Raw genomic sequence first — 26,052 nt, 5'->3', positions numbered from 1 at the left:
ACTGATTCATGGGAGCCAGAAAACAGGTGGCGAAGCAGCACGCAGTAAAGAACATTCTCCGCCAATACCACCCGGTGCCGGACCGGTTTGATGAGCTTGGCTCCAAGGGTTCCGGGCCGGAATCCCACTGGGGTCCTTTGCTGCAACAGCTCAATCTCGAATCAGTTGAAGGTCTGAACCTGAGAGCTCAGACCGTTGCCAATGCCATTGCCGAAGATGGCGTTACCTACAACGTTTACGAAGACCCTCGTGGCGACGCCCGGCCCTGGGAGGTAGACCTTCTGCCTCTGGTGCTCGGCGCCGACGAATGGAAGTGGCTTTCCAGTGCCGTAGCCCAGCGGGCAGAGCTGCTGGACCGGGTTTTGGCAGACCTTTATGGCGGCCAAACCCTGCTCAAAGAGGGGCTTATGCCCCCCGCGCTGGTATACGGCCAAGCTGGCTTTCAGTGGCCTTGTCAGGGAATCCAACCGGCCGGTGGACGATTTTTGCATTTGTACGCATTGGATCTGGCGCGGGCGCCGGACGGTGGTTGGTGGGTGATGGCGGATCGTACTCAAGCGCCATCAGGAGCTGGTTACGCTCTGCAGAATCGGCTGGTGATTTCCCGTGCTTTTCCGGCCCCGTTCCAGAATCTGCCGGTGACCAACCTGTCCGATTTTTTTCAGGGGTTTCAGAGCAGTCTGGCCAGTATGTCTCCTGCCGGGTCGGAGTCGCCCTTGTGTGTTCTGCTGACGCCGGGCCGATTCAATGAGACCTATTTTGAACATGTCTTCCTGGCCCGTTACCTCGGATTACCCTTGGTGGAAGGGCAGGACCTGACCGTACGTGACGATACGGTTTACCTGAAAACACTTCAGGGCCTGCGTCGGGTTCATGCCATTTATCGTCGGCTCGATGATGGTTTCTGTGATCCTTTGGAGCTTCGCGCAGATTCCGTTCTTGGGGTGCCGGGCCTTCTGGGTGCTGTGCGGGCAGGTAAGGTGCTGATGGCGAATGCGCTGGGCTCTGGGGTACTGGAGAGTGCTGCGTTGTTCGGCTTCTTGCCCGAGATCTCGAAAAAGTTACTGGGGTCATCCCTGGCAATGCCGTCGGTGGCTTCCTGGTGGTGTGGAGAAAAGCCGGCCCTTGATTACGTTATCGAACATCTGGATGAGCTGGTTATCAAGCCGGCTTTTGCGAGCATGCGCATGGAGCCGGTGTTTGGCTACCAGGTGAAGGGCGCGGAGCGCGAAGCCCTGATCCGGAAAATGCACGCCCACCCTCATGCATTCGTAGGGCAGGAGCTGGTGCACCTTTCTCAGGCGCCGGTCTGGAAGGGCGATCACGACCAGCCTCTGGCAACACGCTCTATCGGTTTGCGTCTGTTTGCCGCAGCCACGCCTTCCGGCTGGCAAGTGATGCCAGGAGGGCTCACCCGTGTGGCGGTCGATGAAGGTGTCGAAGTGATCTCCATGCAACGGGGAGGGCTTTCCAAAGATACCTGGGTGAAAGGCCCATACACAGCCCCCTCAACATCCCTGATCAAGAAGCGACTGCAGGTCTCGGATTTGCTCGACGGTGAGCGGGATACGCCGTCTCGTGTTGGTGAAAACCTTTTCTGGATGGGGCGCCACTCTGAACGAGCAGAGGCCACAGCCCGGCTTTTGCGCGCGGCCTTCAACCGCTTGTCAGGCCATGACCAGGTCGATGAAGAAGCGTTGCGTGGCTTGCAGCTGGCAGGACTGAGGTTTGGCATCTTTCCTGAAGCCGAAGAAGACGATGTACCCGAGCCTCTTCCCGAAACCTTGCTGAGAGCGGTCAGCGACCCGAAGCTACCAGGCTCAATAGCCTCCATCCTTCAGGCCGTGCTTTTAAATGCCAGCCAGGTCAGAGACCGCCTGTCTTCAGACAACTGGCATACACTCAACCGTCTGGGTAAACCCCTTGCGCCGCCCCCGACCACTGCGGACCAATCCATCCGGGCGTTAAACCTGGTGCTTCTGGATTGCATCTCACTGGCCGGATTTGCCATGGATGACATCACCCGCGACACCAGCTGGGTGTTTCTGGTGATCGGGCGTCGCCTGGAGCGCCTCGCTAATCTTTGTACCCTGATCTGTGTGCCGCTGTTCAGTGACCGGTTCAGCCGTAATGCCATGCTTGAGTGGCTATTGGAAGTCGCGAACTCGGAAGTCACCTACCGAACCCGGTATCGTCGAACACCTGAGCTACTGGGCGTTCTCCATACTCTGGTGATGGACGCCAGCAACCCGCACTCTGTGATGTTTCAGGTTCGTCAGTTGCAGAAGGATTTACCGGAGATGGGGCGGAAAACCGGGCAGCTGTTTCCCCCGGATCTCGGGGAATGCTTGAAAAAGCTGCAGGCGGTGGACCTGCACCCCTTTGAGCACAAGCACATGGACGAAGCCTGTGAGGCCATGGGTGAACTCTTGTGTGAGATGCGCACGGAAATCTATCGTGTTTCTGATGAAATTCAGCGACAGTGCTTTATTCACACCCGGTTTTCAAACCGTTCCGTGAAACCGGATTGAGGCGGCTGCGATGAAATTTGTTCGTTATCATGTGCGTCATGAGACTCTGTACGAATACGATCAGGTGGTCGGTGAATCCCACCACCTGCTCCGACTTACCCCTCGTGCCTTGCCGTGGCAGAGAAACCTTGAACACCACCTGGCCATTGACCCTGAACCCTCGGTGCGACGTACGTTTCTGGACAGTTTCGGAAACCGGATCACCGCGATTCATTTTACCGCCGACCACGATTTTCTGAAGATAACCAGCGAGTTCTGGGTTGAGTTGCGTGATCGGCCAAAACCCTCTTCAAACAGTGTAAAAGTGGCCTGGGAGAGGGTGCGTGACAGTCTCCGCTACCGCGCAGACCGTAAATTCTCGCCGGAACATCTGGAGGCCTCAGCCTTCCGCTTTGTTTCCCCCAATGTTCCCATAGATTCCCGCTACGCGGCCTATGCCCGCGAGGCATTCCAACCGGGGAGGTCTCTGGTAGAGGCGGCCGATGCGCTAATGAAAAAGATCCATAGCGATTTCAGCTTCGACGCATCGGCAACGGAAACATTCACACCGGTGGAAGAGGCATTTCGGGCCCGCCGGGGCGTGTGTCAGGATTTCACTCACATCATGATTGCTTGCCTGAGATCTATAGGGCTGGCAGCGCGTTACATGAGCGGGTATATACTCACCCATCCGCCGGAGGGCAAAGCCCGTCTGGTTGGCGCCGATGCCACCCATGCCTGGGTCGCCGTTTTCGTGCCGGATTTCGGCTGGCTTGAGCTGGACCCCACAAATGCCATCTGGCCAGACCTGGAGCATATTACCCTGGGGTGGGGGCGGGACTTTTCAGACATCACACCCATGCGGGGCGTCTTGCTTGGTGGTGGTGAGCACGAACCGGAGATTGCCGTTACTGTTGTTCCTGAGGAAGAGTTCAGGGCGCTATACGCAGATGGCGAAACCTACCTGGAAGAGCCTTCTCAGTAACCGCCCTGGAAGTGCCAGATCGGGATTTCACGAACACTTCATACGTTCACTTCCTTACGGCGGAGAGTGTTGCAGAAAGCTATGCTGGGCAGCTTTCTTTGGCCGTTGGAATTCCCGCAATGCTTGAAACGTTTTTCTCTACCTACATCAGCAGCACGATTCGTTTTCTGTTTCTACTGGCGCCCTTCTTTGCAGTGTCCATGTTTATTGCCTTGACCCGTGGGCTGCCCGCTGCTGAAAAAACTGCGGTTATCCGCCGGGCCTGTATCGCGGCATCTGTTATGGGCGTATTGCTGTTTTTTGGTGGCCCTGTGCTGTTCAGCGCCATTGGTATTACTCTGGATTCTTTCCGTATTGGTGCCGGAACCCTGCTTTTCCTGACGGCCATCAGCCTGGTTACCAGCGGTACCCGTAATCACGCCACTGGCCTGCCAGAAGAGGATCGTGACGACATCGCTGTGGTGCCACTGGCGGTTCCGGTGATGATTGGCCCCGCTACCATAGGTGCCATTCTGGTTTACGGCGCTGAACTCAAGAAGGTGCCGGAAGTGGCCGGCGGCCTGCTGGGATTGCTTTCCGGCTTGCTGATTCTGGGTGTTCTGCTGCACTTGTCTGGCTATCTGGAAAAGGCGCTGGGCAAAACCGGGCTGAATATCCTCTCAAAAATCAGCGGCCTGGTGCTCTCGGCCATGGCCGCCGAAATCGTTCTTACGGGCATTACGGGCTTTATTGCGAGCGTCTGATTTCAGGCGACTTGCCGGACATTACATCCGCCCGGTTTCCTCATAACGCTCATGCCAGCTTAGTGCTTCGCCCAGCAGGTGCGGGGTGTGCATGCCGCGACCGCTGGCGCAGGCGCGTTCAAAATAGTCGCGCAGTTGTGGGCGGAAATCGGGGTGAGCGCATTTTTCAATAATGTTGAGTGCGCGCTGGCGGGGTGGCAGGCCGCGTAGATCTGCCAGGCCTTGTTCGGTGACGACAATCTGTACATCGTGCTCGGTATGATCCACATGGGAAACCATGGGTACGATGGTGGAAATAGCGCCATTTTTAGCCGTGGACGGGGTCATGAAGATGGACAGGTAGCCATTGCGGGCAAAATCTCCCGAGCCGCCAATACCATTCATGATCCGGGTACCCATTACATGGGTGGAATTCACGTTGCCGTAGATGTCTGCTTCGATCATGCCGTTCATGGCAATAATGCCAAGGCGGCGGATTATTTCCGGGTGGTTGCTGATTTCCTGGGTGCGCAACACGATACGTTCCCGGTAGAAGTCGATGTTGTCAGCCAGTTCCTTGTTTGCTTCCGGGCTGAGCGAGAAGGCTGTCGCGGAGGCCTTGGCCAGTTTGCCGGATTTCAGCATAGCCAGCATGCCGTCCTGAAGCACTTCTGTGTAGGCGGTCAGGTTGTTGAATGGCCCTTCGTTCAGCCCTGCCATCACCGCATTCGCGATGTTGCCTACACCTGACTGCAGTGGTAGCAGATTGGCGGGCAGGCGCTTGTTTTCAACTTCGCTGGTGAAAAACTCAAGCAGGTGGTCGGCTATCCGGCGTGAGCTTTCATCGGGATCGCTGAACCGGGAGTTACGGTCCGGAGCATTGGTTTCCACCACTGCAATGATTTTATCCGGTGAACACATGAGGTATTTTGCGCCGAAGTGCTCATCCGGTCGGGTGATGGGAATGGGCTTGCGGCGTGGCGGCAGGGCAGTGCCGTAGTAGACATCGTGCATGCCTTCCAGGCCGGCGCTCTGGCCGTGATTCACTTCCAGAATCACTTTGTCGGCCTGGTCGATCCAGGTTTTGTTGTTGCCAATAGAAGAGGAGGGAATCAAACGGCCATCCTCGGTAATGCCGACAACCTCGATAATGGCAATATTGAGTTTGCCAAAGAAACCGGACCACGCGTGTTGCGCAACGTGGGACAGGTGGATATCAATATATTCCATCTTGCCGTCATTGATTTTCTGGCGGCAGACCGGGTCACTTTGATAGGGCAGGCGTAGTTCGATGCCGTCGACCTCAGCCAGGGCACCGTCAAGCTCCGGGGCTGTTGAGGCACCCGTCCAAACACTGATGCGATAATTCTCACCCTGTGCTTTGCGCTCCCGAATATGCTCTGCCAGGGCTTGGGGAACCTCTTTCGGGTAGCCAGCGCCGGTAAAGCCACTCATGCCGACGTTCACGCCGGATGGAATCAGCGCGGCGGCATCCTTTGCACTCATTATTCGTTTGCGCAGGGCAGGGCAGAGTATTCTGGATGCTGTCGTCATGCTGGCTCCGGTGGGTAGAAGGGTGTGCGATGCAAAAAATGCGGAATATTCTACTATAATATTTAGTATTTATGATTAACATCTATAGTGATATTTCCAGATAAATTCTGTTGCGTACCTATGTTGTTGAAATCCGAAGGCTTGCTCTGGATTTTCATGTTTGAGGAGAGGATTTGTGTCAACCGATACCACAGAACACAACCGCAACCGACAGGATTTCTCCGGCGTTGAATCAATCTGGTTGTTTGGTTATGGCTCGCTGATCTACAAAGTGGACTTCCCGTTCCTGGAGCAACGCCCTGCGTCTATTCAGGGTTGGGCCCGCAGGTTCTGGCAGGCCTCCCATGACCATCGCGGTACCCCGGACGCGCCGGGCAGGGTGGTGACTCTTATTGAGCAACCCGGAGCCGAATGCAAAGGCATGGCGTTTCGGGTTTCACCCAAGGTGTTTGAGTATCTGGACGTGCGGGAAAAGAACGGCTATTTACGGTTTTCTACAACTTTGTCGTTTGAAGATGGTGACCCTGCGGAAGGGTTGGTTTACATCGCTACCGAAGATAACGAAGCCTTCCTTGGTCATGCTCCTGAAGCTGATATTGCCCGGCAGATTGCTGCAGCCTCTGGGCCAAGTGGCCCCAACTCCGAATATCTTCTCAGGCTGGCAGAGTCATTGCGGGCACTGGGCGATGACTGTTCACACACGTTTTCTATAGAAGCTTTTTTAAAAGCTGGCTCCTGAGTGGGCGACGTAACTTTCAAGCTTCGGAATTTCAAAAAGGAAAAAGTAGTCTACATTGCCCCCGGTACCCAGATAGTCAGTGCAGGTAATAAACGCTGATGTAGGCTCCCAGAAAAAGAGCGGCGGTCAGCCAATGAAACCATTTCGCGATTGCGCCGTAGCTCTCGGCCGTGTTTTTAATGCTCATAAAATTTACCTTGGTTGACAATCACTCTGGCCCTTTGAATAAGCCGCCGTTGGGATCGCCGCGAAAGAAAATCAAAGCCCAATCGGAATTCTTGCATGTAAGGTACCAACGCGGGGGTTAATGCAGAGTTAAGACCGGAGGAATTAGTTCAGCTGAGATGGGAGGCAAACATTTCTTCGATTGCATGCACGCCAGCCTGCACTTCCAACAGCTAGTCGCTTTCTAGTCTGATGCCATGATCAAACTCACTGGTCTAAAATGTTTCCTTTTAAACAAAAGCGAACATTCGCACCGCCCAAGATCCAGCAGACTGCTTGGCACTCCAGGAGCACCTCGCTACGTATGAACGGCCGGAGACTTAATTATTGGCGTCACTAAGACAGGGATGTTTACACTGGAGCGGTCAGAAACTTCTACAGTGCTTTTGATATCTTGCAACCAATGATATTACTGGCGCCCTCCCGGATTTATGGCCCAAGTATTTCAGTAGGGCCAGCGGGCCTTCATGGAATAAAGGCGATGGCTGATGGCATGTAAACAAATTATTGAGTTGTTGAAAGTTGTTCTGCTGTTTGTCGTGGTTAACGGGATCCTTGGCTGTGCAAATGAATCGGGAGGTATCAACTGGAAGGCTCTTGAGAAAGCGGAGGCCGACAGACTTGAGCGGTTTAAACAGATGACGCTTTCTGAAATGCCGATTGAGGCGGTATATCCCGATCAAGGCTTGCGGGAACTTGCCAGGGCAGCAAAGTCTGGCCAGATCGACCGTGTCGAATACTTGGTCCGGGAGGGTCAGTCAGTTGATGCTACCGGTACATATGGAGTGGGAGCGTTGTGGTGGCCGCTAACGAAGAATATGTACTGGAACGATCGAGAGCGGGAACTCGAAGGTTTTACGAAACTATTGGACCTTGGCGCAGATCCCAATCGGGTTTTCGATGGAACCTCGGTGATTCACTTTGCAGCATCACTCGGGGAAATTGAATTTCTCAAGGTTTTGTTTCAATACGGTGCTAACCCCAATCTCAGAGCAGGTCCCAATCAAGAGACGCCCTTATTCTCAGCTCAAAGGGCGGATCAAATTAGTGGAATTAAGGCGATTGATCTGTTGCTGAGCGAGGGAGCCGATATTGATGCCCAGGCTTTTGCGAAAGATCCGACCAGATCACTTGTCAGTGGTCGCACTGTTGTCATGGTGGCAGTAGCGAGGATTCAATACGAAGTGGCGCTTCACTTGCTCAGACGAGGAGCTGACTTCAGGATTGAGGACGACAGTGGTGATACGCTTCTCGATATTTTGAGGCGTCAGAAAGAGAGGTTGCCTGATCATAATGAGGACAAGGGCCTCGAAAGTGTCATTGATTGGTTGGCTTCGCGAGGCGTCTATCTACCGAAGTGACCTTCTGCTGCGCGAAGTGGGATTAAATGGATCTCAGTCTAGCAGCCGTGGCAGTGACACTAGAATCATCAAGCCGCTGGGCAAAATTACCACCCACAGATCGGGTTCTACCCTATTACGGCGGACGTTCCTAAAAAGAGGCTGGATTTCTTCAAGGAGAAGTGTTGGTCTGTCCGCCTGAATGTCCGCTTTGCGACCATTCCGGGCTCCCCGAATTCCTAACCAAAAGCGAACATTCGCCGCATCCCAAACTCCTGGCTTTTATGGCCCTTGGATGGGGAAGAAATAGCCGCTCAAGAACTTGGCAAGCGATCAAAAGGGCTGAAGGTTCCAGCACGTCGATCGCCAGTGATATGCGTGTAGATTTCGGTCGTTCGAATGTTGCTATGCCCGAGAATTTCCTGAACCGTCACACGCTTGGTGATTCCCGTGGCCAGAACGGCCTGCCCCAGCCCAATACGTTCTACCTCAAGATATTGATGTCATGAGAGAACTGCTTGAGGCGCCCGAATTAGACGTTAAGGATATATTGACGAGGTATTCCTATTATTGGGACACCATCGATTATTCCTCCAGAGAAGCTGACGTCCGGGAGTATTGGGGGAAGTCCACGCCAACTACGCTGCGCTCCGCTGGCGCCCATTACCACAGGCGTTAGCTGTTATTGTGTCGCCGCATAGTGATACTATAGTGTCACTATCAGTCTGATTCAGGGTGAGTCCATGAAGGTTGAGCTTGTTACGAACCTCAAGCGCCAAGCCACAAAGATTTTGGCAGAGCTGCACTTGTCCAAAGAGCCGATACTGATCACTGAGCACGGTCAGCCATCCGCATACCTTGTTGATGTGCAAGATTACGAGTTTATGCAGCGCCGACTTGAGCTGCTTGAGGGGCTCTCGCGGGGAGAGCGTGCTGTACTTGAGGGAAGAACGTACAGCCAAAGTGAGGCCAGGGAGAAAATGAGTAAATGGCTGAAGTAATCTGGACAGAGCCCGCCCTTCAAGAATTGGATGCCATTGCTGAGTACATTGCTCTGGATAATCCTGCTGCAGCAAGTCATCTGGTCCAAAAAATTTTCGATAAGACCGGGCGTTTGGAGAATTTTCCCCAATCTGGGCGGATTCCTCCCGAGCTCCCTAATTCGGTATACAGGGAGTTAGTGGTTCAACCGTGTCGCATTTTCTATCGTGAGGATGGGAAGCGTGTTCTCGTCCTCTATGTCATGCGAGAGGAGCGGCAGCTCAGGGCTTACATGCTTGGAAACAGCTAACCAGGCGCGTCACTCGGATGCCTTTGCCTCCGCTTCGCTAAATCAAAGTCACCGGTGCGCTTCGGCGTTAGCTCGATGTTCGGCCCAAAGAGTCATTTCATGACGGATTATTATTCAGACAATCTTGATTGGGATACCGTTTATCGGGCGTTTCATGATCCCGCGAGGGTTGCCGAAAATATTACGTCACTATTGGGAAATATTGATGATCCTGTCGTTTTCTGCGGATTTCCAGAGGTGGCAGCAGAACTTTCGCGAAGTTTCGAAATTGTGCATGTCGATAACTCTCCGACAGTTATAGCCAACAGTCAGGCGCGTTACCCAGGTGTCGCTCGTATAGTTCTTTCTGAAATTAGTGATTTTCTGCGATCAAGTAACGCCAAGCATGTCGTGATCTCTGGACGTCTGTCGGCATTTTGGAAAACATCGGAAAATCTGAGGACGATTGCTGATGCAATTTTGGCTTTCCCACGCGAGTCCGTCTTAATCGATTTCTTTGACGAGAGTCAGGTATTTCCCGGCCAGGTTGTGAATTTTTCTTCGTCGCAAGGCTGCGGTGCTTGGGAGTGTTTGGATGTTGAGCCATCGACGACTCAGGAACCAATGATTACGACTGTTGCGCTAAAAATTGACTATTCGTTGGGCGCAACAAATGCATCTTATGTGGCAAAACGATCATACTTTGATTCATCGTCTCTTAGGCGCTGGACGGAAGAAGCATTTAGCGAATACGAAATGAGCCTGCTTGAGGGGGTAGTGCCAAACGACCCCAGTTTTTCTATTAAGATGGTTCCCCGACGCTGATCGTCCTGCCAGATAGTAGCAGGTCATTCTTTGGCATCTCCATGCGCCGAGAGTATCAACCATTCAGCGGTTGAGCCCGTAATACTCGGTGGCTCCGCTGACGGGAACGCATCCCCACCATAATAAGCGGCACCACGATCATCGCACTGCCTACAGCGAACCAAAGGTCGGGCATCTCGTTGAAACCTATCCAGCCAATCAATACCGCCCAGATCAGGCCGGTATATTCGGCGCTGGTGACCTGATTGGCATCGACTTGGCGGTAGGCCAGCAGCACAGTGATGTTGTAGCCCAGAATGAAAAAAGCAGACGCGGCTGCGGTGAACAGGATTTCCGGGTGCCAGGACGCGCCTTGCTGCCACTCCCATATTGCAAGCAGTCCGGATGCCGGAATCACCAGCAAGTAGTTGAGAAACAGCTTGTGCACCGTGGTCTGGCCTTTGGGTAGTTTGCGCACCATCACCGCGTTGATGGCCAGTGTGATCGCCGATCCGAACGCAGCCACAGCCGCCCAGTTGAACTCCACCGGACGCAGGATAACGATAATGCCGGCGAAACCACTGAACACCGCAAATACGTTCAGGGGTGACAGGACTTCCCGGAAGAAAAACGCCGAGAACACCATCACCAGAATCGGGGCTGCATAGAATACGGCGTTAGCGGTGGCGAGTGGCAGGTTACCCAGGGCCACGATCATGCACAGTATGCCGATCAGGTGCACGTGGGCACGTATAGCGTGTACCTTGATGCCGGCGAACAGGTTGGTCCGGTCGATTTTGCGGGCCAGTGGTATCAGAAACATGAGTGTGATGAGGCAGCGCAAAAACGCAAACTGAAGAATCGGCGCTCCTGGCTCCAGAAGCTTGATGAACACGTCGGAGATCAGTGCCAAGGCGTTGCCGATCACTAGCAGCAGGATGGCGCTGTTGACGGTTTTTCCTGACATGTCCTGTTTCCTGATAAATGGCGGTGAATAAGAGGGTGAACTCAAGTAGTGGAAGAATCAGTCTATTTGCGTTTTAATATCCGATAAAATGATGTTTATTGGATGGGTATTAGAAAAATAGATAATGAAATTACCTCCCCTCAAAGCCTTGCCGGTATTCGAAGCGGTGGGCCGCCTCAACAGCTTCTCTATGGCGGCTCAGGAGTTGTCCGTCAGCCAGAGCGCGGTGAGCCATCAGATCAAACAGCTGGAAACCTATCTGGGTGAAAAGTTGTTCTGGCGTAGCGGGCGTACGCTCGCTTTAACCGACGAGGGCCGCCTGTACCTCGATGCCATCAGTAGTTCCCTGCTGCAAATAGAACGGGCCAGTGATCAACTGCTTGGGCACGAGGAGTCCCGTCTCAGATTATCGGTGTTCAGTTCTTTTGCCGTGCGCTGGTTGGTGCCAAGGCTGCCCGATTTGCAGCGGCTGCATCCGCAAGTGGAGCTGGCGCTGGAAATGAGCAGTGAAAACCCGGTGCTGTCCGACCGGGTAGCGGATTGCTTTATTACCATCCATCGGGACTCACCGGCGTATAGTTACGAGCTTTTGTACGTGGAACGACTTTTCCCTGTGTGCAGTCAGGACTATTGGCAGCGAATCCGTCGGGAGTTGGGCTGGGAGACAGAAGTGACGGGGCGCGACAAGCCCGTTATGACCCCGGACGAGATAGCCCGCTTTCCCCTATTATCCACACACAGTATTTACGACAAAGCCGCCGGCGACTGGGAGGCCTGGTATCAGGCAGAGGGTGAGGTTATCCCCACTGGCGCTCGGGTTCAGCATTTCAGCCATATGCTGTTGGCTCTCGAGGCCACACGCTTTCATCAGGGTATTGCCCTGACCAACGACTACATGCTGAGTACCCGAAAAGATTCTGAGGAGTTTGTTCGCTTACCCAGTCATTCAGTGGTTACTGGAGATACTTTTTATTTTGCCTGGAAAACCAGCCGTAGGCAGGAGCGCGGCATTCAGATACTGCGCCGCTGGTTGGTTGATGAAGCGATTATGGGAGGGTTGCGCGGGGCCTGAGATAGCCCCGCGCACTATAGCGCTACTCTTTGGCAGGCCTTTCAACAACTTTACGTTTTCCCTTGGCGCATCGAGACAAGGCTTTCAACCCTTCCTCGTCAAAGGCATCTACCCGGATAACGTCGTACAAGGCGGTTAGTGCTTCCTGAAGCTTGTCGCACTCATCTGCCTTTACAACGCCTTCGGCACAGGCCCAATCCACCAGTTCTTTACGCTGGTGGCCCATTAGCAGAGCGATGCCGTCGAGTTCGTCCTCATCACGATTACGAATGGCATCATGTAGGCGACTGCGCATATCAGCGGTTTCATTGGCCAGTTTGTAGGCATTCAGAACCCTGCCCAGCGGATCGTCCGGGTCCATAGTCGTATAGGCGCCACGGCTAACGCGCTGGCGCAGCGGAGTGTCTTCAACAATGCTGGCGGCCACGCGGGTACCCAATTTGTCATCCGGCCCGTTCAGGCCGGTTGCACCCAGTGGGAATACCAGCAGGCGCAATGGCCAGCGCAGGGCGGGTACCGGGAAGTTGATGATTGCCTCGCGCATGGAGCGCTGCAGGTCCCGCAGGCAGGATTGCAGACACCAGTCCACAAGGGGGCGCTGTTCCTCCGGGTAACCTTCTTCATGCCACTGTTTGATCACCGCCGAGGCGTAATACAGCTGGACGAGACAGTCTGCCATCCGGCCAGACAGTCGTTGCCGGGCTTTCAGACCGCCGCCCACGGAGAGCAGGGTTACATCGGTCATCAGCGCAAAGGCTGCGGAAAACCTGGCAAGCTGGCGGTAAGAGGACTTGATATCCCCCTGTCTGGGAACTGTTTCCAAAAGGCCTCCCGTCAGCCCCAGAACCAGCGCTCTCAGTGCGTTACGCGTGGTGTGTGCCAGGTGCCGGTAGAAGATGCCATCGAATTTTTTCGCCGCCTGGTCTTCGTCTTCCATGCCTGCAGCGGCAATTTCTTCAACAATAAACGGGTGGCAGCGAATGGCGCCCTGGCCGAACACCATCAGGCTGCGGGTCAGAATGTTGGCGCCCTCTACCGTAATGCCAATGGGTACGGCGTTGTAAGCGCGGGCCATAAAGTTACGGGGGCCGGTAATGACACCGCGGCCGGCGACCACATCCATGGCATGATTGATCACCACGCGCATCAGGTCGGTGTTGCGGTATTTCAGTAGTGCTGAAGGTACGGCAGGCCGAACGCCTCTGTCGAGCATGCCGGAGGTCAGGAGGCGTGCGGCATCCATCATGTAGGTATAGCCGGCAATGGGTTCCAGGGCTTCCTGTACACCTTCAAACTGGCTGATGGAGCGGCCGAACTGTTCGCGGGTATAGGCGTAGGAACCGGTCGCCAGGCTGGCAACCTTGCCGGCACCGGTACCCAGTGCGGGCAGGGAAATGGAGCGGCCGATGGAGAGGCACTCCAACAACATGGTCCAGCCTTTGCCGAGCATGTCCTGACCACCGATAACCTGATCCATGGGTATAAACACTTCGGTGCCCCAGGTGGGCCCATTCATGAAGACGGTGTTCATGGGCAGGTGTCGAGCGCCTGAGTGGACACCTTCGGTTTCGCGAGGAACCATAACGCAAGTTACGCCTATGTCGGCGTTATCGCCCAGCAGCTTTTCCGGATCGTATACTTTGATGGCCAGGCCAATCAGCGTCGCAACCGGGGCCAGGGTGATATAGCGCTTGTTCCAGGTTACTTTCAGGCCCAGTACTTCTTTTCCGTCCCATTCGCCCTTGCACACAATGCCTTTATCCGGAATAGCACCGGCATCGGAGCCCGCGATGGGAGAAGTCAGGGCAAAACAGGGAATTTCTTCGCCGCCGGCCAGTCGGGGCAGGTAGTGCTGTTTCTGTTCATCGGTGCCGTAATGCATCAGCAACTCACCCGGGCCGAGGGAGTTGGGTACCATTACGGTGACAGCCGCGGATACGCTGCGGGTGGAAATCTTCATCACGATTTCCGAATGGGCAGTGTTGGAAAAGCCCATGCCGCCATCTTCTTTCGGGATTACCAGGCCGAAAAATCCGTTCTCACGGATAAACTTCCAGGCTTTATCCGGCAGGTCGTAGTGTTCGTGGGTGATCTTCCAGTCATCCAGCATGGCGCAGAGTTTTTCCACCGGGCCATCCAGAAATGCCTGCTCTTCACTGGTCAGGTGCGCAGGCCTGGCATCCAGCAGATTCGACCATTGCGGCTTGCCGGAGAAGAGTTCGCCATCCCAGTCTACAGAGCCGGACTTCAAGGCTTCTTCTTCGGTGTCAGAGAGTTTGGGTAGGCGGCTGCGAACCCAGCCCAGCAGTGGTCGGCTGAACTTATCGAGACGCAATTCGCTGGGAATAACCAGAATCAGAGCTAGTGCGAGAAAAAGACCGCCAAAAAGAACACTGGCCAGGTGCCATTCATCCTGGAAAACGCCGACCAGGGTTGCGATAGACATCACCAGAGCCGCGGTGGTGCCGCCAACTCCCAGATAGATCAGAATCAGGGCACTGATGAGCAGTAGAAGTACACTCATGGGCAGACCTCCGTATCGTGAATGAAATCAGAGAATGTCAGTAATAACCTTCGGCTAAAGCTCTCACACATGCAAGGACAATACATGGGTGTCTTGTTGCTGTTGCGCTCATTGTTCGAGGCCGGGATTACAGGCTCAGACCAACAATCAGCAGCGCAAGCGTGGCCAGTAAAGTGGCGACGTTGGTGCCCAGTAACACGTTAAGTGCGTCTGGTTGATCAATGGCGCCCGGCAGTTTCCAGGCAAGCCAGAGAGCGAAGGGTGCTGTTGCCAGAGACAGTATAGACGCCAATGGTAACCAGCCGGCGAATATGCCCGTTACCAGAACAGCGTAGCCGGAAATAAACATGGCAGACACCAGGCGGGCGGCGGCGCGGGTGCCGAGAGTGATGACCAGGTGACGGCGACCGATTTTGCGATCCGCTTCCGCATCCGGTATCTGGTTGATCAGTAACAGCTCGCTCACCAGTATGAGGCTGATAACGGAGACGGTGAGCGCAGTGGCATCAAGTCTGGCGCCGAGTGCTACCAGTGTGCCCAGAACCATTACCGGACCGAAGCCGATGCCGGGAGCAAACAGACACAGTATGGGAGAGCGGGTAATCCAACGCGTGTAGGTGAGTATCAGCACCACACCCGCTGCCCCCAGCACCAGCATGGGCAATCCTCTCTGCCAGAGGAAATAAAGGCCGATCAGTATAACGAGAGCCAGAGTGCCAATAGCCGCTGCCAGCACCCGCTTTGCTGCGCCGGGGACTTCCGGAAGAGCCCCGCTGCCACCGGAAAAAGGGGTGCGGGTGGTGATCAGGTCCAGTCCGGATGCAAAATCTTCGTATTCATTAAACAGATTCACCGCAGCGTGGGCCAACAAGGCACCAATAAAGACCAGCAGTGTATCCAGCAATGCCGGTGGCTCACCTTGTTGCCAGGCCACTGCAACTCCCAGCCCGACACACAGGGGAGCAAGAACCAGAAAGTTGGGGCGGGAGGCGCGAACCACCGCAATGGATTCGGACATAGACGTTTTCCTCGACAAAACAGTGCTGGCGGGCCATAGCAATGAAAGACATACCCTAGCCCGTGATTATAACCACAACCTCGCTCACTGACGTGGGTCAATGCAAGCTTGGTTAAGACACTGGAGAAGCACTTTTGGGCGTAAACTGGTAGCTATACCAGCAATCAAGAGAGGAGCCCCCATGGCTAATACCCAAGACTCAGTAACTGCCAGTAAAACCGAGCCCAAAACCACGCCCAAGCCAAAAACCAAGCCCAAAACCAAAAACTCCGTGGAGGGTTCGGCTCCTGCTAACGCTACCAAATCTGAACCGAAACCCAACGTTGGTGCTCAGCTACATGCAATTGCAGAACACCGCCATGATCCGGAATACATCGCAGAAGCTTTCCGGAGCGGAGAGTATCCATACAAGACAAAGATCAGCCGCAAGGCCTATGAAAGCCACAAACAGCAGCTCCAGATAGAACTGCTTAAGGCCCAGAAATGGATCAAGGAAACCGGACAGAAAGTTGTCATCATCTTTGAAGGCCGGGATGCCGCCGGGAAAGGTGGCACCATCAAGCGCTTTATGGAACACCTCAACCCCCGGGGCGCTCGCGTTGTGGCACTTGAAAAGCCTAACGAGGAAGAGAAAGGCCAGTGGTATTTCCAGCGCTATATCAAACACCTGCCCACGGGTGGCGAAATAGTGCTGTTCGACCGCTCCTGGTACAACCGTGCGGGTGTAGAACGCGTGATGGGTTTCTGTGAACCCAACGAGTACCTGGAATTCATGCGCCAGACGCCGGAACTGGAGCGTATGCTGGTGCGCAGTGATATTCATCTATTCAAATACTGGTTTTCGGTGAGCGAGAAGGAACAGACCGCCAGATTCAATAAACGGAAAATGGACCCTTTAAAACAGTGGAAGCTTAGCCCGATCGACCAGCTCGCACAGGAAAAATGGGCGGACTACACCGAGGCCAAGGAAGCCATGTTTTTCTACACGGATACCGCAGACGCACCCTGGATGGTGGTCAAGTCTGATGACAAGAAACGTGCGCGGCTTGACTGCATGCAGCATTTTCTCAGTAAACTGAATTACCCGGATAAGGACCGCCATGTTGTGCGCGGCCCCAACCCGCTGATTGTAGGCAGTGCTTCCACCGTGATAGAGGAAGACAACCACATACTGGGTAAGAGTTTGCATCCGGACGTTAAGCGTACTGACTAGCTGCTCAGACGTAGCCAGCAGCAAACACCAGCCCGAGTACAACAGGCATGACAACGAGGCTTCCCAGGTTACTTAATAGTACGAGGGAAGCCACTTTATGAGGTTCCTGCTGATACTGCTCCGCCACCATATAGTTAAGCACTGCCGGTGGCAGGGCGGCGAATACCCAGAGCGCAGCAACCTGAAGGCCGGGCAGGTCCAGCAGGTAGATCATGGGCCACGCTAACAGCAAGCCACTGAGCGGGCAGGCAATGGCGCCAAGCATGCCCAGCTTCCAATCGCTGAAGTCTATGTCCAGCATTCTTACGCCCAGGGTAAACAGCATAAGAGGGATGCAGACTTCACCCAGCATGTTCAGAGACTCAAGCAGCCAGCCCGGTAGCGGCACACCCCCAAAGTTTACGGCCAGCCCGGCGATGCTGGCAAACACAATGGGAAGCCGCAGGCGCTGAAGTATGGAAGTGTGAGGGTCAAGCATGTACAGGCCCACGGAAAAGTGCAGCAGCATTTCCACGATAAACAAAACGATGGCCGCGGGCAGGGCGGCCTCGCCAAAGGCGAGAACCAACAGCGGAATGCCCATGTTGCCCGAGTTGTTGAACATCATGGGTGGCAAAAAGGTTTTCAGGTTCAGGTTGAGAACCCGGGCCAGCGGATACAGAACAATCCCGGAGCCCAGAACAACAACCGTTGCGGCCAGCGCAAGCCCGGCATATTCCTGCAGCGGGGCGTGCTGATCTGCCAGCACACTGAATACCAGCATGGGAACAAAAAGTTCCATGTTCAGAACGTTCAGACCCTGAATGTCTGGTGTGCGGAACCGTCCGTAAAGGGCGCCACATCCGGCGATGAGAAACACCGGTAACAGTGTGGACAGGATTTGACCGATCATTCAAAGCTCCAGCAGGCGCCGGGGAAGAAGCTTGGCGCGGGTAAACCGTTAGGTTCGCAAGTATTTGGGTGATTCGGCAAGTAATATTACATTCCATACGACCAAAGCAAAATGCCAGTGCTCTGAGGGAGCCGGTTGCGAACATGGCGGTACCCACCCAGAATACTCAACAGTGTTTCCCGATTGTCGGCCGATAGTGGAGTGCGCTTGTGAAAGAATTGTTTGATCTGCCCCTTGACCGTGAAAATACCTGCGCAGTTAAGTTTGATGCCCGCAGAGCGGTGTTCGGACGGGAGGATGTGATTCCTGTTTGGGTGGCAGACATGGATTTTGCTGCACCAGAAGCTGTCACCCGGGCTCTTGCAGAGCGTGCCGCGCACCCGGTCTACGGCTATACGCTGTTTCCCGAAAGTCTGTACCAGTCAATAATTGACTGGTTTCGCGAGCGTCATGGCTGGGACATTCAACGGGACTGGATACTGATGGCGCCCGGAGTCGTGCCCTCCCTGCACGCTGCCTGTATGGCCTATGCGGCGCCAGGCGAAGGCGTGATTGTGCAACCGCCGGTGTATCCACCGTTTTTCAGCTCTGTTCGGCTCAGCGGTCGGGAGGTTATTGAAAATCCCCTGATTTACGACGATGAAACCGGGCACTACCGGATGGATCTGGAGCACCTGGAGGTCTGCGCCGCACGCCCTGATGCCCGGCTTCTGATGTTGTGCTCACCGCACAACCCGGTAGGACGTATCTGGTCAGAACAGGAGCTCACAGCTGTGCTGGCTATCGCTCGCCGGCATGAATTGACGGTGATTTCCGACGAAATTCACTGCGACCTTACCTTCACAGACAAGCCTCGGCACCGGATGTTGGCCGCTCTCGCGGGTCCGGACGATGCCCTGGTAACCGCGGTTGCTCCGAGCAAGAGCTTCAATATGCCCGGGTTGGGGTTGTCTGCTCTGGTCATCCCGGACCGGGACCGGCGCAATGCCATGAAAGCAGTGTTTGATTCCATGCATTTGCCGCAGTGCAACCCGTTCAGTGTTGCGGGGTTTGAAGCCGGCTACCGGTATGGGGCGCCCTGGCTGGATGATTTGATGGCGTATTTACAGCAGAACCGCGATTTTGTAATGGAGACAGTCAACGCACGCTTGCCTGGAATTCAGACCCGGGCACCGGAAGGAACCTATTTGATGTGGCTCGATTGCCGAAGCCTGGGAATGAATGATGCCGCCCTGAAACGGTTTTTTGTGGAAGACGCCGGAGTAGGCATGAACCCTGGTATTTCATTTGGTGAACAGGGCAGTGGTTTCATGCGGCTCAACATCGGCTGCCCGAAGGCGGTGCTGGTCGATGTGTTACAGCGTATCGAAGCGGCATTACCGGGCAACCCTCAGGCTACTGATCAACCATAAAGCAGTGATCGTCTATGAGTTTCCAGCGTGATGGCTCGTTCTTCCCGGGCATATCGCCACTGGTTTTTTCAATGGCTTTCCATACTTTGCCGCCGTGGAAGCTCATATCACCTTCTTCATAAGTCTCGGCCCAAAGCCACTGTTCCGGACGCTCGCAAAGGCCAGAGTTTTCACCGGGTGTGCTGGTTGAGGTTGTAACCGGGTCCGGTGTTTCAGCCTGCGTGGTCGCATTGCTCTGGGCGTTCGCGGCAGAACCGAGTGCTGAAATCATCAGCACCAGCAGCAGGGACCCCAGTGTGTGATGAATGGGTCTGAGCGTGAGCTTCTTAAGCATGGTGGGCTCCTTGTGAATTTAGAGTTTATCAGGACAACTTGCTGTAGTCCGGCACCTTTTGACCCGCTCGGGTAGCCAGTAATAGTCCGGCTAGGATGAACGCGCCGCCAATTATATGGAAGAGCCCCAACGACTCTCCAAGGAAAATACTGGCCAGAATTGAAGCAAAAACCGGTGTCAGGTATATGAAAATGGCTGCCCGGGACGGCCCTATACTGTGCACGGCGTAGTTCCAGAAGCCGTAGGCGAGAATCCCCGGGAAGATTGCGAAATAGGCGAGTGGCAGAGCGGTTTGTCGGGTTAGCTCAAAGCCACCAGAGAAAAACAGCAGGTCACCCAGATAAAACGGAAGGATAACCAGGGTGCCAAGCAGAATCTGGGTGCTGAGGAAGGTAAACCCGGGTAGAGGAACTGCCTGGCGTCTGAGTAACACGGAAAACAGACCCCAGCTGAACACGGCGGCGACCATTATCAGGTCGCCTGGTTGTGACTTCAGGCCGGTGAGAACCGATAGGTCCCCTCGTGCTACTACCGTGAGAATGCCAAATATTGCGAGCACAATCCCCAGTGCCTGAATCGGCCGGGTGCGATCGCCCAGAATAATCCATGCCAGCAGCGAAACAAAAATCGGAATGGTGGCATTGATCAGGGCAATGTTGGTCGCTGTTGTGGTGACAGCAGCAACGTATAACAGTGAGTTGAAAGCACCGACGCTGAATGTGGCGAGTACCACCATGGAACCCAGATGCTGGCGGATCAAGGCCCGGTGTCGCCAGATACCGGGCAGAGCAAAGGGCAGCAGAATGGCGAGTGCTATGACCCAGCGCCAGAAAGCCATGGAAATGGGCGGTATGCTGTCGACGGTGCCCCGGGCAACAACGGCATTGCCAGCCCAGAACAAAGGTGTCAGAACCAGGCCTGCGTAGGTTAGAGACGCAGATCTGGCTGGACTGTTTTCTGAAGGCACATCAACTCCTGTCAGTCATTCGCGAGAGCGTACAACGATAGGATACTATTCTCCTGGCACTTTTGCCTTGGTGCCAATGTGGTAGGCTGCGAAACCCGCCATAACCACCTGATCAACGGCCATGCCGATGATGCGCCCATCACTGCTGGAGGCAATAGGGTATTGGGCGTTAGTGATCGGATCTGCGATATAGCCAAGAACCTCACCTTTGGAAACCTTGGCGCCCAGTTCGACCTTGCTGAACAGAATGCCGCCGTGGTTTGCCCGTACCCAGGCCGAATCATAGTACACAGGCTCCGGATCACCCCACACAAACATTCGCGAAATCATTTTCTGCTTTTCCATCAGGCTGGCCAGGCTGTTTACGCCGGCATCAATCTGATGTTCCTGAATGCGGTGGGATTCGCCAGCTTCCAGTGTGACGGCACGAATGCCGGCATTCACCGCTGCGGTGCGGAGCATCCCGGGGGATCCGGTGCTGTGCACAACGGCCATTCGATCAAAGCCCCGGGTAAATTCGGCAACCGCGGGGTTGTTCATATCGGCACGGAGCTGGGGCAGGTTGGTGCGCTTCAGTGAGCCGGTATGGATATCCACCAGCATATCGCAGTATTGAATAACCTTCTCGAACAGGGAGTTGGCAATCCTATCCGCCAGGCTGCCATTCTTGCTGCCGGGGAAATGTCGGTTCAGATCACGGCGATCCGGCAGATAACGGCTACCTTGCTGGAAACCGGGCAGGTTTACGATGGGAATACCCACTACGGCGCCGCTCAGCTTTTCCGGATCAAGGTCGTACATGGTCTGGCGAATAATCTCGATGCCGTTCAGTTCGTCTCCGTGAATTGTACTTGTGAGGCACAGGGTTGGGCCTGCGTTGGCGCCATTCACTACCAGTACAGGCGTGGGCTGTGACAGGCCGGCAATCTGAATGCCTGCTGACCAACCCAGGCGCGTGGATGTGCCCGGCAGAACTTCACTTTCAAGCAGAACCAGATTTTTGGCGCTCTGTGGTTTTTCATCCGCCGGTTCCGGTGTTTCCTGTTCCTGTGTCGCGGGCATAGAGCTAGGCGCACCATCTTCCTGAGCCTTGCTGACATCCGCTTCTTCGCTGCCAGGTGCGTCTTGAGCATCCGGATCCGCGGGTGGCTCCGGAGCTGGTGCCGGTGCAACGTCTTTGAGATCAATATTAGGCGCCACTTTCTTTGGCTTCAGGACCGGTTCTGGCTTTGGTGCCGGGCTTTCTGGTGCCGCCTCATTGGCCGGAACCTGCACATCGCCGGTTGGGTGTCGCGGCTTTGAATGTTCCACATCCTCAACGCTTTCGTCTTCCGCCAGTTCTGCCAGCAGAATCTCCCGGGCTGGCCCCACTTGTTTTTTGTCAGTGGGTGGATCTGCCATGGCTACGGCAGGTATCGTCAGCATCAGAAGGCAAAAAACGGGTTTAATATGGGTCAGTGTTCGCAGCCTGGAAAACAGCATGATTCCTCACGGGTCATCAACAAGGGCCCAAGGGTAAAGGTCGAGTGGTGCTTATGGAAATGGCAATAACAAAGGTTTAATGCCATTTTCATAGTGTTGCCATGAACTTCACGCGAATTAGCGTAAAATTACCGGCTTGGCCAGACTGCGGGGTTTATCGTTGCAGTCAGGTCAGTTATAACCGACGGATGGAGTAAACAATATGGATCTTTTGCGAATTCTTATAGCAATTTTGTTACCGCCGCTGGGCGTGTTCCTGCAGGTTGGTATCGGGAAGCACTTCTGGATCAACATAATACTGACCCTTCTGGGCTATATCCCTGGCATAGTGCACGCGGTGTACATCATTGCAAAAAAATAGATACGGGCAGGTGTAGCACCTGCACGTACCCGCGACTCAGGTTGTGGGTATAGTCCGCCAGAGCCCTTCTTGCTGAAGGGCTCTGCCATCGGCTTCCAGCTTGAGCAGATGAGCCAGCGCGGAGCGGGCGGCGACTCCGTGAATTGCTGCTGGCACGTCGTCGTAGGCTTTGCTGGTCAGATCTTTCAGCCCCACGGGCGAAAGATCTTCAAGAGCTCTTGCTACCTTGTGTTCCCGAGATAGCCTATGGGTGATCAGGTAGTCGATGATCGCTTCAGGGTGCCCCATTAAAAAGCCATGAGCAGGAGCGATGTAACGTACTGGCTCCGCTAGCAGATCGTAGAGCGTTTCCAGATAGGCTTTCATGTCGCCATCGGGCGGGTTTATGACCACGGTTGAGCCCTGCATGATGTGATCCCCCGAAAACAGCAGTTCCTGATCCCTCAGTAGAAAACAAAGGTGATTGGAGGCATGTCCCGGTGTATGCAGTACCTTGAGCGTGCCCGCATCGGTCTCGATCAGGTCGCCATGCTCAGGCTGCTCATCTGGTGCGAACTTCTGATCCTGTGATGCCCCGGCGGGTGCAGACCGACCATAAACCCGGCATCCTGTTTTTTCTTTCAGGGTGCGGGTGCCAGGGGAGTGGTCAAGGTGGGTGTGAGTAACGATTACAGATTCAATCTCCCCTCCAGTGAACGCAAGAATCTGCTCCATGTGTCCCGCATGATCGGGGCCAGGGTCCAGCACGGTAAAACGCTTGTGGCCAAGGATGTAGGTATTGGTGCCGGGCCCGGTCATCACGCCCGGGTTTGGCGCCGTGAGGCGAACCACACCGGCTGCAATCTCAACCGGCTCGCCGGGTACAATCTCCGATTTCGTGGTGCCTGCCGCTTCGGGATCCAGCTTGGCGGCTTCATCATAGGCTGGTGCGCCGGGTTCCAGAAGTACTGGTTTACCGCGCCGGGTGGCTGGCCATGGCTTGCTCGGGAAGGGTTCAGGTGGGTTTGCCCAGGCGTAGCGCATCAGGTTTTCGACGGTCTCGAAGTCCCTCAGTACCCGCAGGGTTCTGACAGTTGGCAAGGTCATTAATCGTTGGCCAGCACGATGTTCTTCCAGTGCCTGTGCCGGGCTGATCCAGACGTGGCTGATGGTTTCCTCCCCATCATGGCTCACACGCTGGTTCTCTGGCGCTGGGGTCACGAAAAAGCGGGTATCAAAGCGCCTGGGTGGGCCCGGCGGGGTAATCCAGTGGCTCAGGTAGGCCAGCCTGTCGAGCGGGATGGTCAGTGTGTGCCGCTGGCACAGTTCAGCGAGGGACAGTTCGCCCCTGAATACAGCCCCGCGATCTCCATGAGCCGCATGATCTCCACCGATTGTACGTCGGTCTGCATCCACCGCCATCAACACGCCGGCTTCTTCAAAACACTCACGAACAGCGGCCAGCATATAATCTGTACCGCCGTCACTCAGGCTCATGGTGTGGCTGATTTCGGTGTCTTCCATGCCAGCAGTATGCTTTCGTCCCCAGGATTCCTGCTGATCGACCGCGCCACCCGGGAAAACGTAATAACCGGGTAAAAATACGGCGTCCCAGGTGCGCTGCAATAACAGTATTTCAATTCCGTCAGGAGTGTCCCGTACTAAGGCCAGAGTGGCCGCAGGGCGAATGTCCATAGAGTTTTCATTATTCAAGGCCGTAACCTCCACTTGCCGTTACATTCAGCGCGCAATCCAAGCCTGATATGCAAAGGCTCAATTCAGCACTAAAAGATCAAAAATGACGATACCCGATTTTTGCGACAAGATCTTGAGATGAAGGCCTCGGCGTAACAGAGTATTATCCGATTTCTTGCCCGACACTTTGCCAGACAGGTAACTTCCACAGTGGCCCGAATCGCACTTTCTTTCCCTGACGATGTATTCTATTTCGAAACGCTTATGCAGGTCCGAACGACTGACATCAACGGCGCCAACCATCTGGGCAACGATGCTCTGGTATCGATGCTTTCTGAGGCGCGAGCCCAGTTTCTGATAAATTTTGGCATTCCTGAGAGCGATAGCGGCGGTGAGGGCATTATCGTGACCGACCTCGCCACCATGTATCAGTCGGAATCGTTTTTTCCCGAAATGCTGCGTTTTGAAGTTGGAGTTATGGATTTCAATAAATACGGCGGCGACTTCGTGTTCCGGGTGACCAAGGCTGAGAGTGGCCAGGCCGTTGCCCTGGCAAAATACGGGTTTGTATTTTTTGACTACCCGCAGAAGAAAGTGGTGTCCATACCGGAGAGTTTCCGGTCACGTTTCGCCTGAAATCGTCAGGTTTTGCGCAGCGACTTCATGCCGGTACGATAGAAACTGTATGCCATGATGCCTGCGAACAGGTTGCCCACCAACGCCCCGCTCATCAGCCCATGGATGCCGTTAAGCTGGCTTCCGAGCCACAGCAGTGGCAAAAAGCACAGAAACAACCGCAATGTTGAAACCAGCAGCGCCCTCATGGCAAGGCCAAGGGCGTTGCACACGGATACCATGAGCATGCACACGCCCAGGCCGCTGTAACTGAGTGGCACCCGCACCAGGTAGGCCCCAAGGATTTCCTGCACCTGTTGATCGCTGCTGAACAGCTCTGAGACAAAGCCCGAGGCGGCCAGCCAGATAATGCCGATAGCAAGCTGCCAGCCCACCACAAAGCGCACCGCAATCCGCACCAGCTTCCGGATTTGTTCGATATCGCCGGCGCCCAGCATGCGACCGACCATGGGTGGCATGGACATGGTCAGCGCGAGTACGACAACAATAGAGAAAAACTCAAGGCGCGTTCCCAACCCCCAGGCGGCAACTGCGGCCGAACCGAAGCCGGCGACGAGGGCGGTTGCCAGCATCGCTGACGCCGGCGGCATGAGTTGGCTGACCATGGCGGGGGCCATGATGTTATTGAGTTGTTTCAGGGCACTGCCCAGAGCGAGTTCGCGCAGATCGAAACGGGCCAGGCCCCGTTTGAGAAGCTTCGGATAGATAAACAGACAACCGATGCCGAAAGAGGTAACGGTGGCCCAGGCAGCACCTGGCAGTCCCCAATCAAATACAAAGATATAGAGCGGGTCCAGAGCAATGTTGGCGAGGCTTGTGGCTACCATCATGTAGCCTGGCAATTTTGTATTGCCGTGGGCGCGACAAATACTGTAGCCGAAGTACAGAAATGCGCCTATCCAGGCGGAGAAAAGCCAGGGTACCCAATAGCTGCGTATCAGGGGCAGAAGGGCGTCTTCGGCCCCGAGTGCGGTCATGATCGGGCTTTGCAGAAGCCATAAGCCGACACAGAGTAAAAGAACCAGCGTACTGCCGACGGTGATAACCAGTCCGCCCAGGCGAACTGCCCGGAGTTCGTCGCCCACACCGAGAGTCCGTGAAATGATGGCAGTCGTGGCGATGCCCAGGCCCACCTGTAGCCCGATGATGAGTTGCTGCATGGGCAGTGTGAAGCCCAGGGCGGCGAGTGGGTCGCGGCCAAGCTGGCCGATGAAGGCGCTGTCGGCGAGCTGGAAGGTCATCAGGGAGAGCACGCCAAACAGCATTGGCCAGGTCATGGTGTAGAGCTGGCGGGAGAGGCTGACGTTATGGGAGGTAGTGCTCACGGGTTTGGGCTGATGCCTTTGGTCTT

Annotated in this window: 24 protein-coding genes; 14 read left to right on the top strand and 10 right to left on the bottom strand. The window is 55.0% G+C overall.

The window, feature by feature from the left end; all coding sequences use genetic code 11:
- Nucleotides 1-26 precede the first annotated feature (26 nt).
- The 3 genes from Q4501_RS05750 to Q4501_RS05740 all read left to right on the top strand — a co-directional run bounded on the left by Q4501_RS05750 (nucleotide 27) and on the right by Q4501_RS05740 (nucleotide 4,238).
- The gene (locus tag Q4501_RS05750) at nucleotides 27-2,531 is read left to right on the top strand and encodes a circularly permuted type 2 ATP-grasp protein (RefSeq protein WP_303594978.1); all 2,505 of its coding nucleotides are present in this window, start codon (nucleotides 27-29) and stop codon (nucleotides 2,529-2,531) included.
- Between the two features lie 10 nt (nucleotides 2,532-2,541).
- Nucleotides 2,542-3,495: a transglutaminase family protein gene (locus tag Q4501_RS05745; protein WP_303594977.1), complete on the top strand. Its 954-nt coding sequence runs from the start codon at nucleotides 2,542-2,544 to the stop codon at nucleotides 3,493-3,495.
- Between the two features lie 119 nt (nucleotides 3,496-3,614).
- Nucleotides 3,615-4,238 carry a MarC family protein gene (locus Q4501_RS05740; protein ID WP_303594976.1) on the top strand — a complete coding sequence of 208 codons (624 nt, stop codon included), beginning with the start codon at nucleotides 3,615-3,617 and terminating at the stop codon, nucleotides 4,236-4,238.
- Between the two features lie 21 nt (nucleotides 4,239-4,259).
- On the opposite strand, the gene Q4501_RS05735 is transcribed toward Q4501_RS05740, so the two are convergent.
- On the bottom strand, nucleotides 4,260-5,771 hold the full coding sequence (locus Q4501_RS05735) for an acetyl-CoA hydrolase/transferase family protein (RefSeq protein WP_303594975.1): 1,512 nt from the start codon (nucleotides 5,769-5,771) through the stop codon (nucleotides 4,260-4,262).
- Between the two features lie 175 nt (nucleotides 5,772-5,946).
- On the opposite strand from Q4501_RS05735, the gene Q4501_RS05730 reads away from it, so the two are divergent.
- From Q4501_RS05730 to Q4501_RS05705, 6 genes are all read left to right on the top strand, one after another.
- On the top strand, nucleotides 5,947-6,510 hold the full coding sequence (locus Q4501_RS05730) for a gamma-glutamylcyclotransferase (protein ID WP_303594973.1): 564 nt from the start codon (nucleotides 5,947-5,949) through the stop codon (nucleotides 6,508-6,510).
- A gap of 713 nt (nucleotides 6,511-7,223) precedes the next feature.
- The gene (locus Q4501_RS05725; protein ID WP_303594972.1) at nucleotides 7,224-8,096 is read left to right on the top strand and encodes an ankyrin repeat domain-containing protein; all 873 of its coding nucleotides are present in this window, start codon (nucleotides 7,224-7,226) and stop codon (nucleotides 8,094-8,096) included.
- Between the two features lie 353 nt (nucleotides 8,097-8,449).
- Nucleotides 8,450-8,584, top strand: a complete 135-nt coding sequence (locus Q4501_RS05720) for a hypothetical protein (protein WP_303594970.1) — start codon at nucleotides 8,450-8,452, stop codon at nucleotides 8,582-8,584.
- Nucleotides 8,585-8,818: 234 nt separating this feature from the next.
- Nucleotides 8,819-9,076: a type II toxin-antitoxin system Phd/YefM family antitoxin gene (locus tag Q4501_RS05715; RefSeq protein ID WP_303594968.1), complete on the top strand. Its 258-nt coding sequence runs from the start codon at nucleotides 8,819-8,821 to the stop codon at nucleotides 9,074-9,076.
- Nucleotides 9,064-9,366 (top strand): type II toxin-antitoxin system RelE/ParE family toxin, encoded by a 303-nt coding sequence (locus tag Q4501_RS05710; RefSeq protein ID WP_303594966.1) that lies wholly within the window; start codon nucleotides 9,064-9,066, stop codon nucleotides 9,364-9,366. The genes Q4501_RS05715 and Q4501_RS05710 overlap by 13 nt, the downstream gene beginning before the upstream one ends.
- A 99-nt stretch (nucleotides 9,367-9,465) precedes the next feature.
- Nucleotides 9,466-10,170 carry a hypothetical protein gene (locus Q4501_RS05705; protein WP_303594964.1) on the top strand — a complete coding sequence of 235 codons (705 nt, stop codon included), beginning with the start codon at nucleotides 9,466-9,468 and terminating at the stop codon, nucleotides 10,168-10,170.
- 55 nt (nucleotides 10,171-10,225) lie between these two features.
- On the opposite strand, the gene Q4501_RS05700 is transcribed toward Q4501_RS05705, so the two are convergent.
- On the bottom strand, nucleotides 10,226-11,116 hold the full coding sequence (locus Q4501_RS05700; RefSeq protein ID WP_303594962.1) for a DMT family transporter: 891 nt from the start codon (nucleotides 11,114-11,116) through the stop codon (nucleotides 10,226-10,228).
- A 124-nt stretch (nucleotides 11,117-11,240) separates the two neighbouring features.
- Between Q4501_RS05700 and Q4501_RS05695 the strand changes: the two genes are divergently transcribed.
- Nucleotides 11,241-12,188, top strand: a complete 948-nt coding sequence (locus Q4501_RS05695) for a LysR family transcriptional regulator (RefSeq protein ID WP_303594959.1) — start codon at nucleotides 11,241-11,243, stop codon at nucleotides 12,186-12,188.
- A gap of 22 nt (nucleotides 12,189-12,210) precedes the next feature.
- On the opposite strand, the gene Q4501_RS05690 is transcribed toward Q4501_RS05695, so the two are convergent.
- Both Q4501_RS05690 and Q4501_RS05685 read right to left on the bottom strand, forming a co-directional pair.
- On the bottom strand, nucleotides 12,211-14,712 hold the full coding sequence (locus Q4501_RS05690) for an acyl-CoA dehydrogenase (protein WP_303594957.1): 2,502 nt from the start codon (nucleotides 14,710-14,712) through the stop codon (nucleotides 12,211-12,213).
- Nucleotides 14,713-14,839: 127 nt separating this feature from the next.
- Nucleotides 14,840-15,730, bottom strand: coding sequence for a prenyltransferase (locus tag Q4501_RS05685; protein ID WP_303594955.1), 891 nt, complete (start codon nucleotides 15,728-15,730; stop codon nucleotides 14,840-14,842).
- Between the two features lie 181 nt (nucleotides 15,731-15,911).
- Between Q4501_RS05685 and ppk2 the strand changes: the two genes are divergently transcribed.
- On the top strand, nucleotides 15,912-16,943 hold the full coding sequence (gene ppk2 / locus Q4501_RS05680) for a polyphosphate kinase 2 (RefSeq protein WP_303594954.1): 1,032 nt from the start codon (nucleotides 15,912-15,914) through the stop codon (nucleotides 16,941-16,943).
- A 4-nt stretch (nucleotides 16,944-16,947) separates the two neighbouring features.
- Here ppk2 and Q4501_RS05675 read toward each other — a convergent pair whose 3' ends face one another.
- Complete coding sequence (locus Q4501_RS05675) at nucleotides 16,948-17,835, bottom strand: AEC family transporter (protein ID WP_303594952.1); 888 nt, start codon at nucleotides 17,833-17,835, stop codon at nucleotides 16,948-16,950.
- A gap of 209 nt (nucleotides 17,836-18,044) precedes the next feature.
- Between Q4501_RS05675 and Q4501_RS05670 the strand changes: the two genes are divergently transcribed.
- Nucleotides 18,045-19,247, top strand: coding sequence for a MalY/PatB family protein (locus Q4501_RS05670; RefSeq protein ID WP_303594950.1), 1,203 nt, complete (start codon nucleotides 18,045-18,047; stop codon nucleotides 19,245-19,247).
- Here the strand turns inward: Q4501_RS05670 and Q4501_RS05665 are convergent.
- From Q4501_RS05665 to Q4501_RS05655, 3 genes are read right to left on the bottom strand one after another with little or no spacing between them, the layout of a single operon-like run.
- On the bottom strand, nucleotides 19,231-19,581 hold the full coding sequence (locus Q4501_RS05665) for a hypothetical protein (RefSeq protein ID WP_303594949.1): 351 nt from the start codon (nucleotides 19,579-19,581) through the stop codon (nucleotides 19,231-19,233). The two genes, Q4501_RS05670 and Q4501_RS05665, sit on opposite strands and share 17 nt — an antisense overlap.
- 28 nt (nucleotides 19,582-19,609) lie before the next feature.
- Nucleotides 19,610-20,548 (bottom strand): DMT family transporter, encoded by a 939-nt coding sequence (locus Q4501_RS05660; protein ID WP_303594948.1) that lies wholly within the window; start codon nucleotides 20,546-20,548, stop codon nucleotides 19,610-19,612.
- Between the two features lie 45 nt (nucleotides 20,549-20,593).
- Nucleotides 20,594-22,030, bottom strand: coding sequence for a succinylglutamate desuccinylase/aspartoacylase family protein (locus Q4501_RS05655; protein ID WP_303594946.1), 1,437 nt, complete (start codon nucleotides 22,028-22,030; stop codon nucleotides 20,594-20,596).
- 202 nt (nucleotides 22,031-22,232) lie between these two features.
- On the opposite strand from Q4501_RS05655, the gene Q4501_RS05650 reads away from it, so the two are divergent.
- On the top strand, nucleotides 22,233-22,391 hold the full coding sequence (locus tag Q4501_RS05650) for a YqaE/Pmp3 family membrane protein (protein WP_303594944.1): 159 nt from the start codon (nucleotides 22,233-22,235) through the stop codon (nucleotides 22,389-22,391).
- A gap of 36 nt (nucleotides 22,392-22,427) precedes the next feature.
- Here the strand turns inward: Q4501_RS05650 and Q4501_RS05645 are convergent, their stop codons facing one another.
- Entirely contained in the window at nucleotides 22,428-24,065 is a 1,638-nt protein-coding gene (locus Q4501_RS05645; protein WP_303595473.1) for an MBL fold metallo-hydrolase, read from the bottom strand.
- Between the two features lie 210 nt (nucleotides 24,066-24,275).
- Between Q4501_RS05645 and Q4501_RS05640 the strand changes: the two genes are divergently transcribed.
- Nucleotides 24,276-24,701, top strand: a complete 426-nt coding sequence (locus Q4501_RS05640; protein ID WP_303594942.1) for a thioesterase family protein — start codon at nucleotides 24,276-24,278, stop codon at nucleotides 24,699-24,701.
- A 5-nt stretch (nucleotides 24,702-24,706) separates the two neighbouring features.
- Here Q4501_RS05640 and Q4501_RS05635 read toward each other — a convergent pair whose 3' ends face one another.
- Entirely contained in the window at nucleotides 24,707-25,978 is a 1,272-nt protein-coding gene (locus Q4501_RS05635) for an MATE family efflux transporter (protein WP_303595471.1), read from the bottom strand.
- Nucleotides 25,979-26,052: the final 74 nt, after the last annotated feature.

The sequence above is a fragment of the Marinobacter sp. 2_MG-2023 genome (assembly GCF_030546935.1).
GTDB lineage: Bacteria > Pseudomonadota > Gammaproteobacteria > Pseudomonadales > Oleiphilaceae > Marinobacter.
The sequence above is the reverse complement of the archived record's forward strand: the minus strand, read 5'-3'. Positions and strand labels throughout refer to the sequence as shown.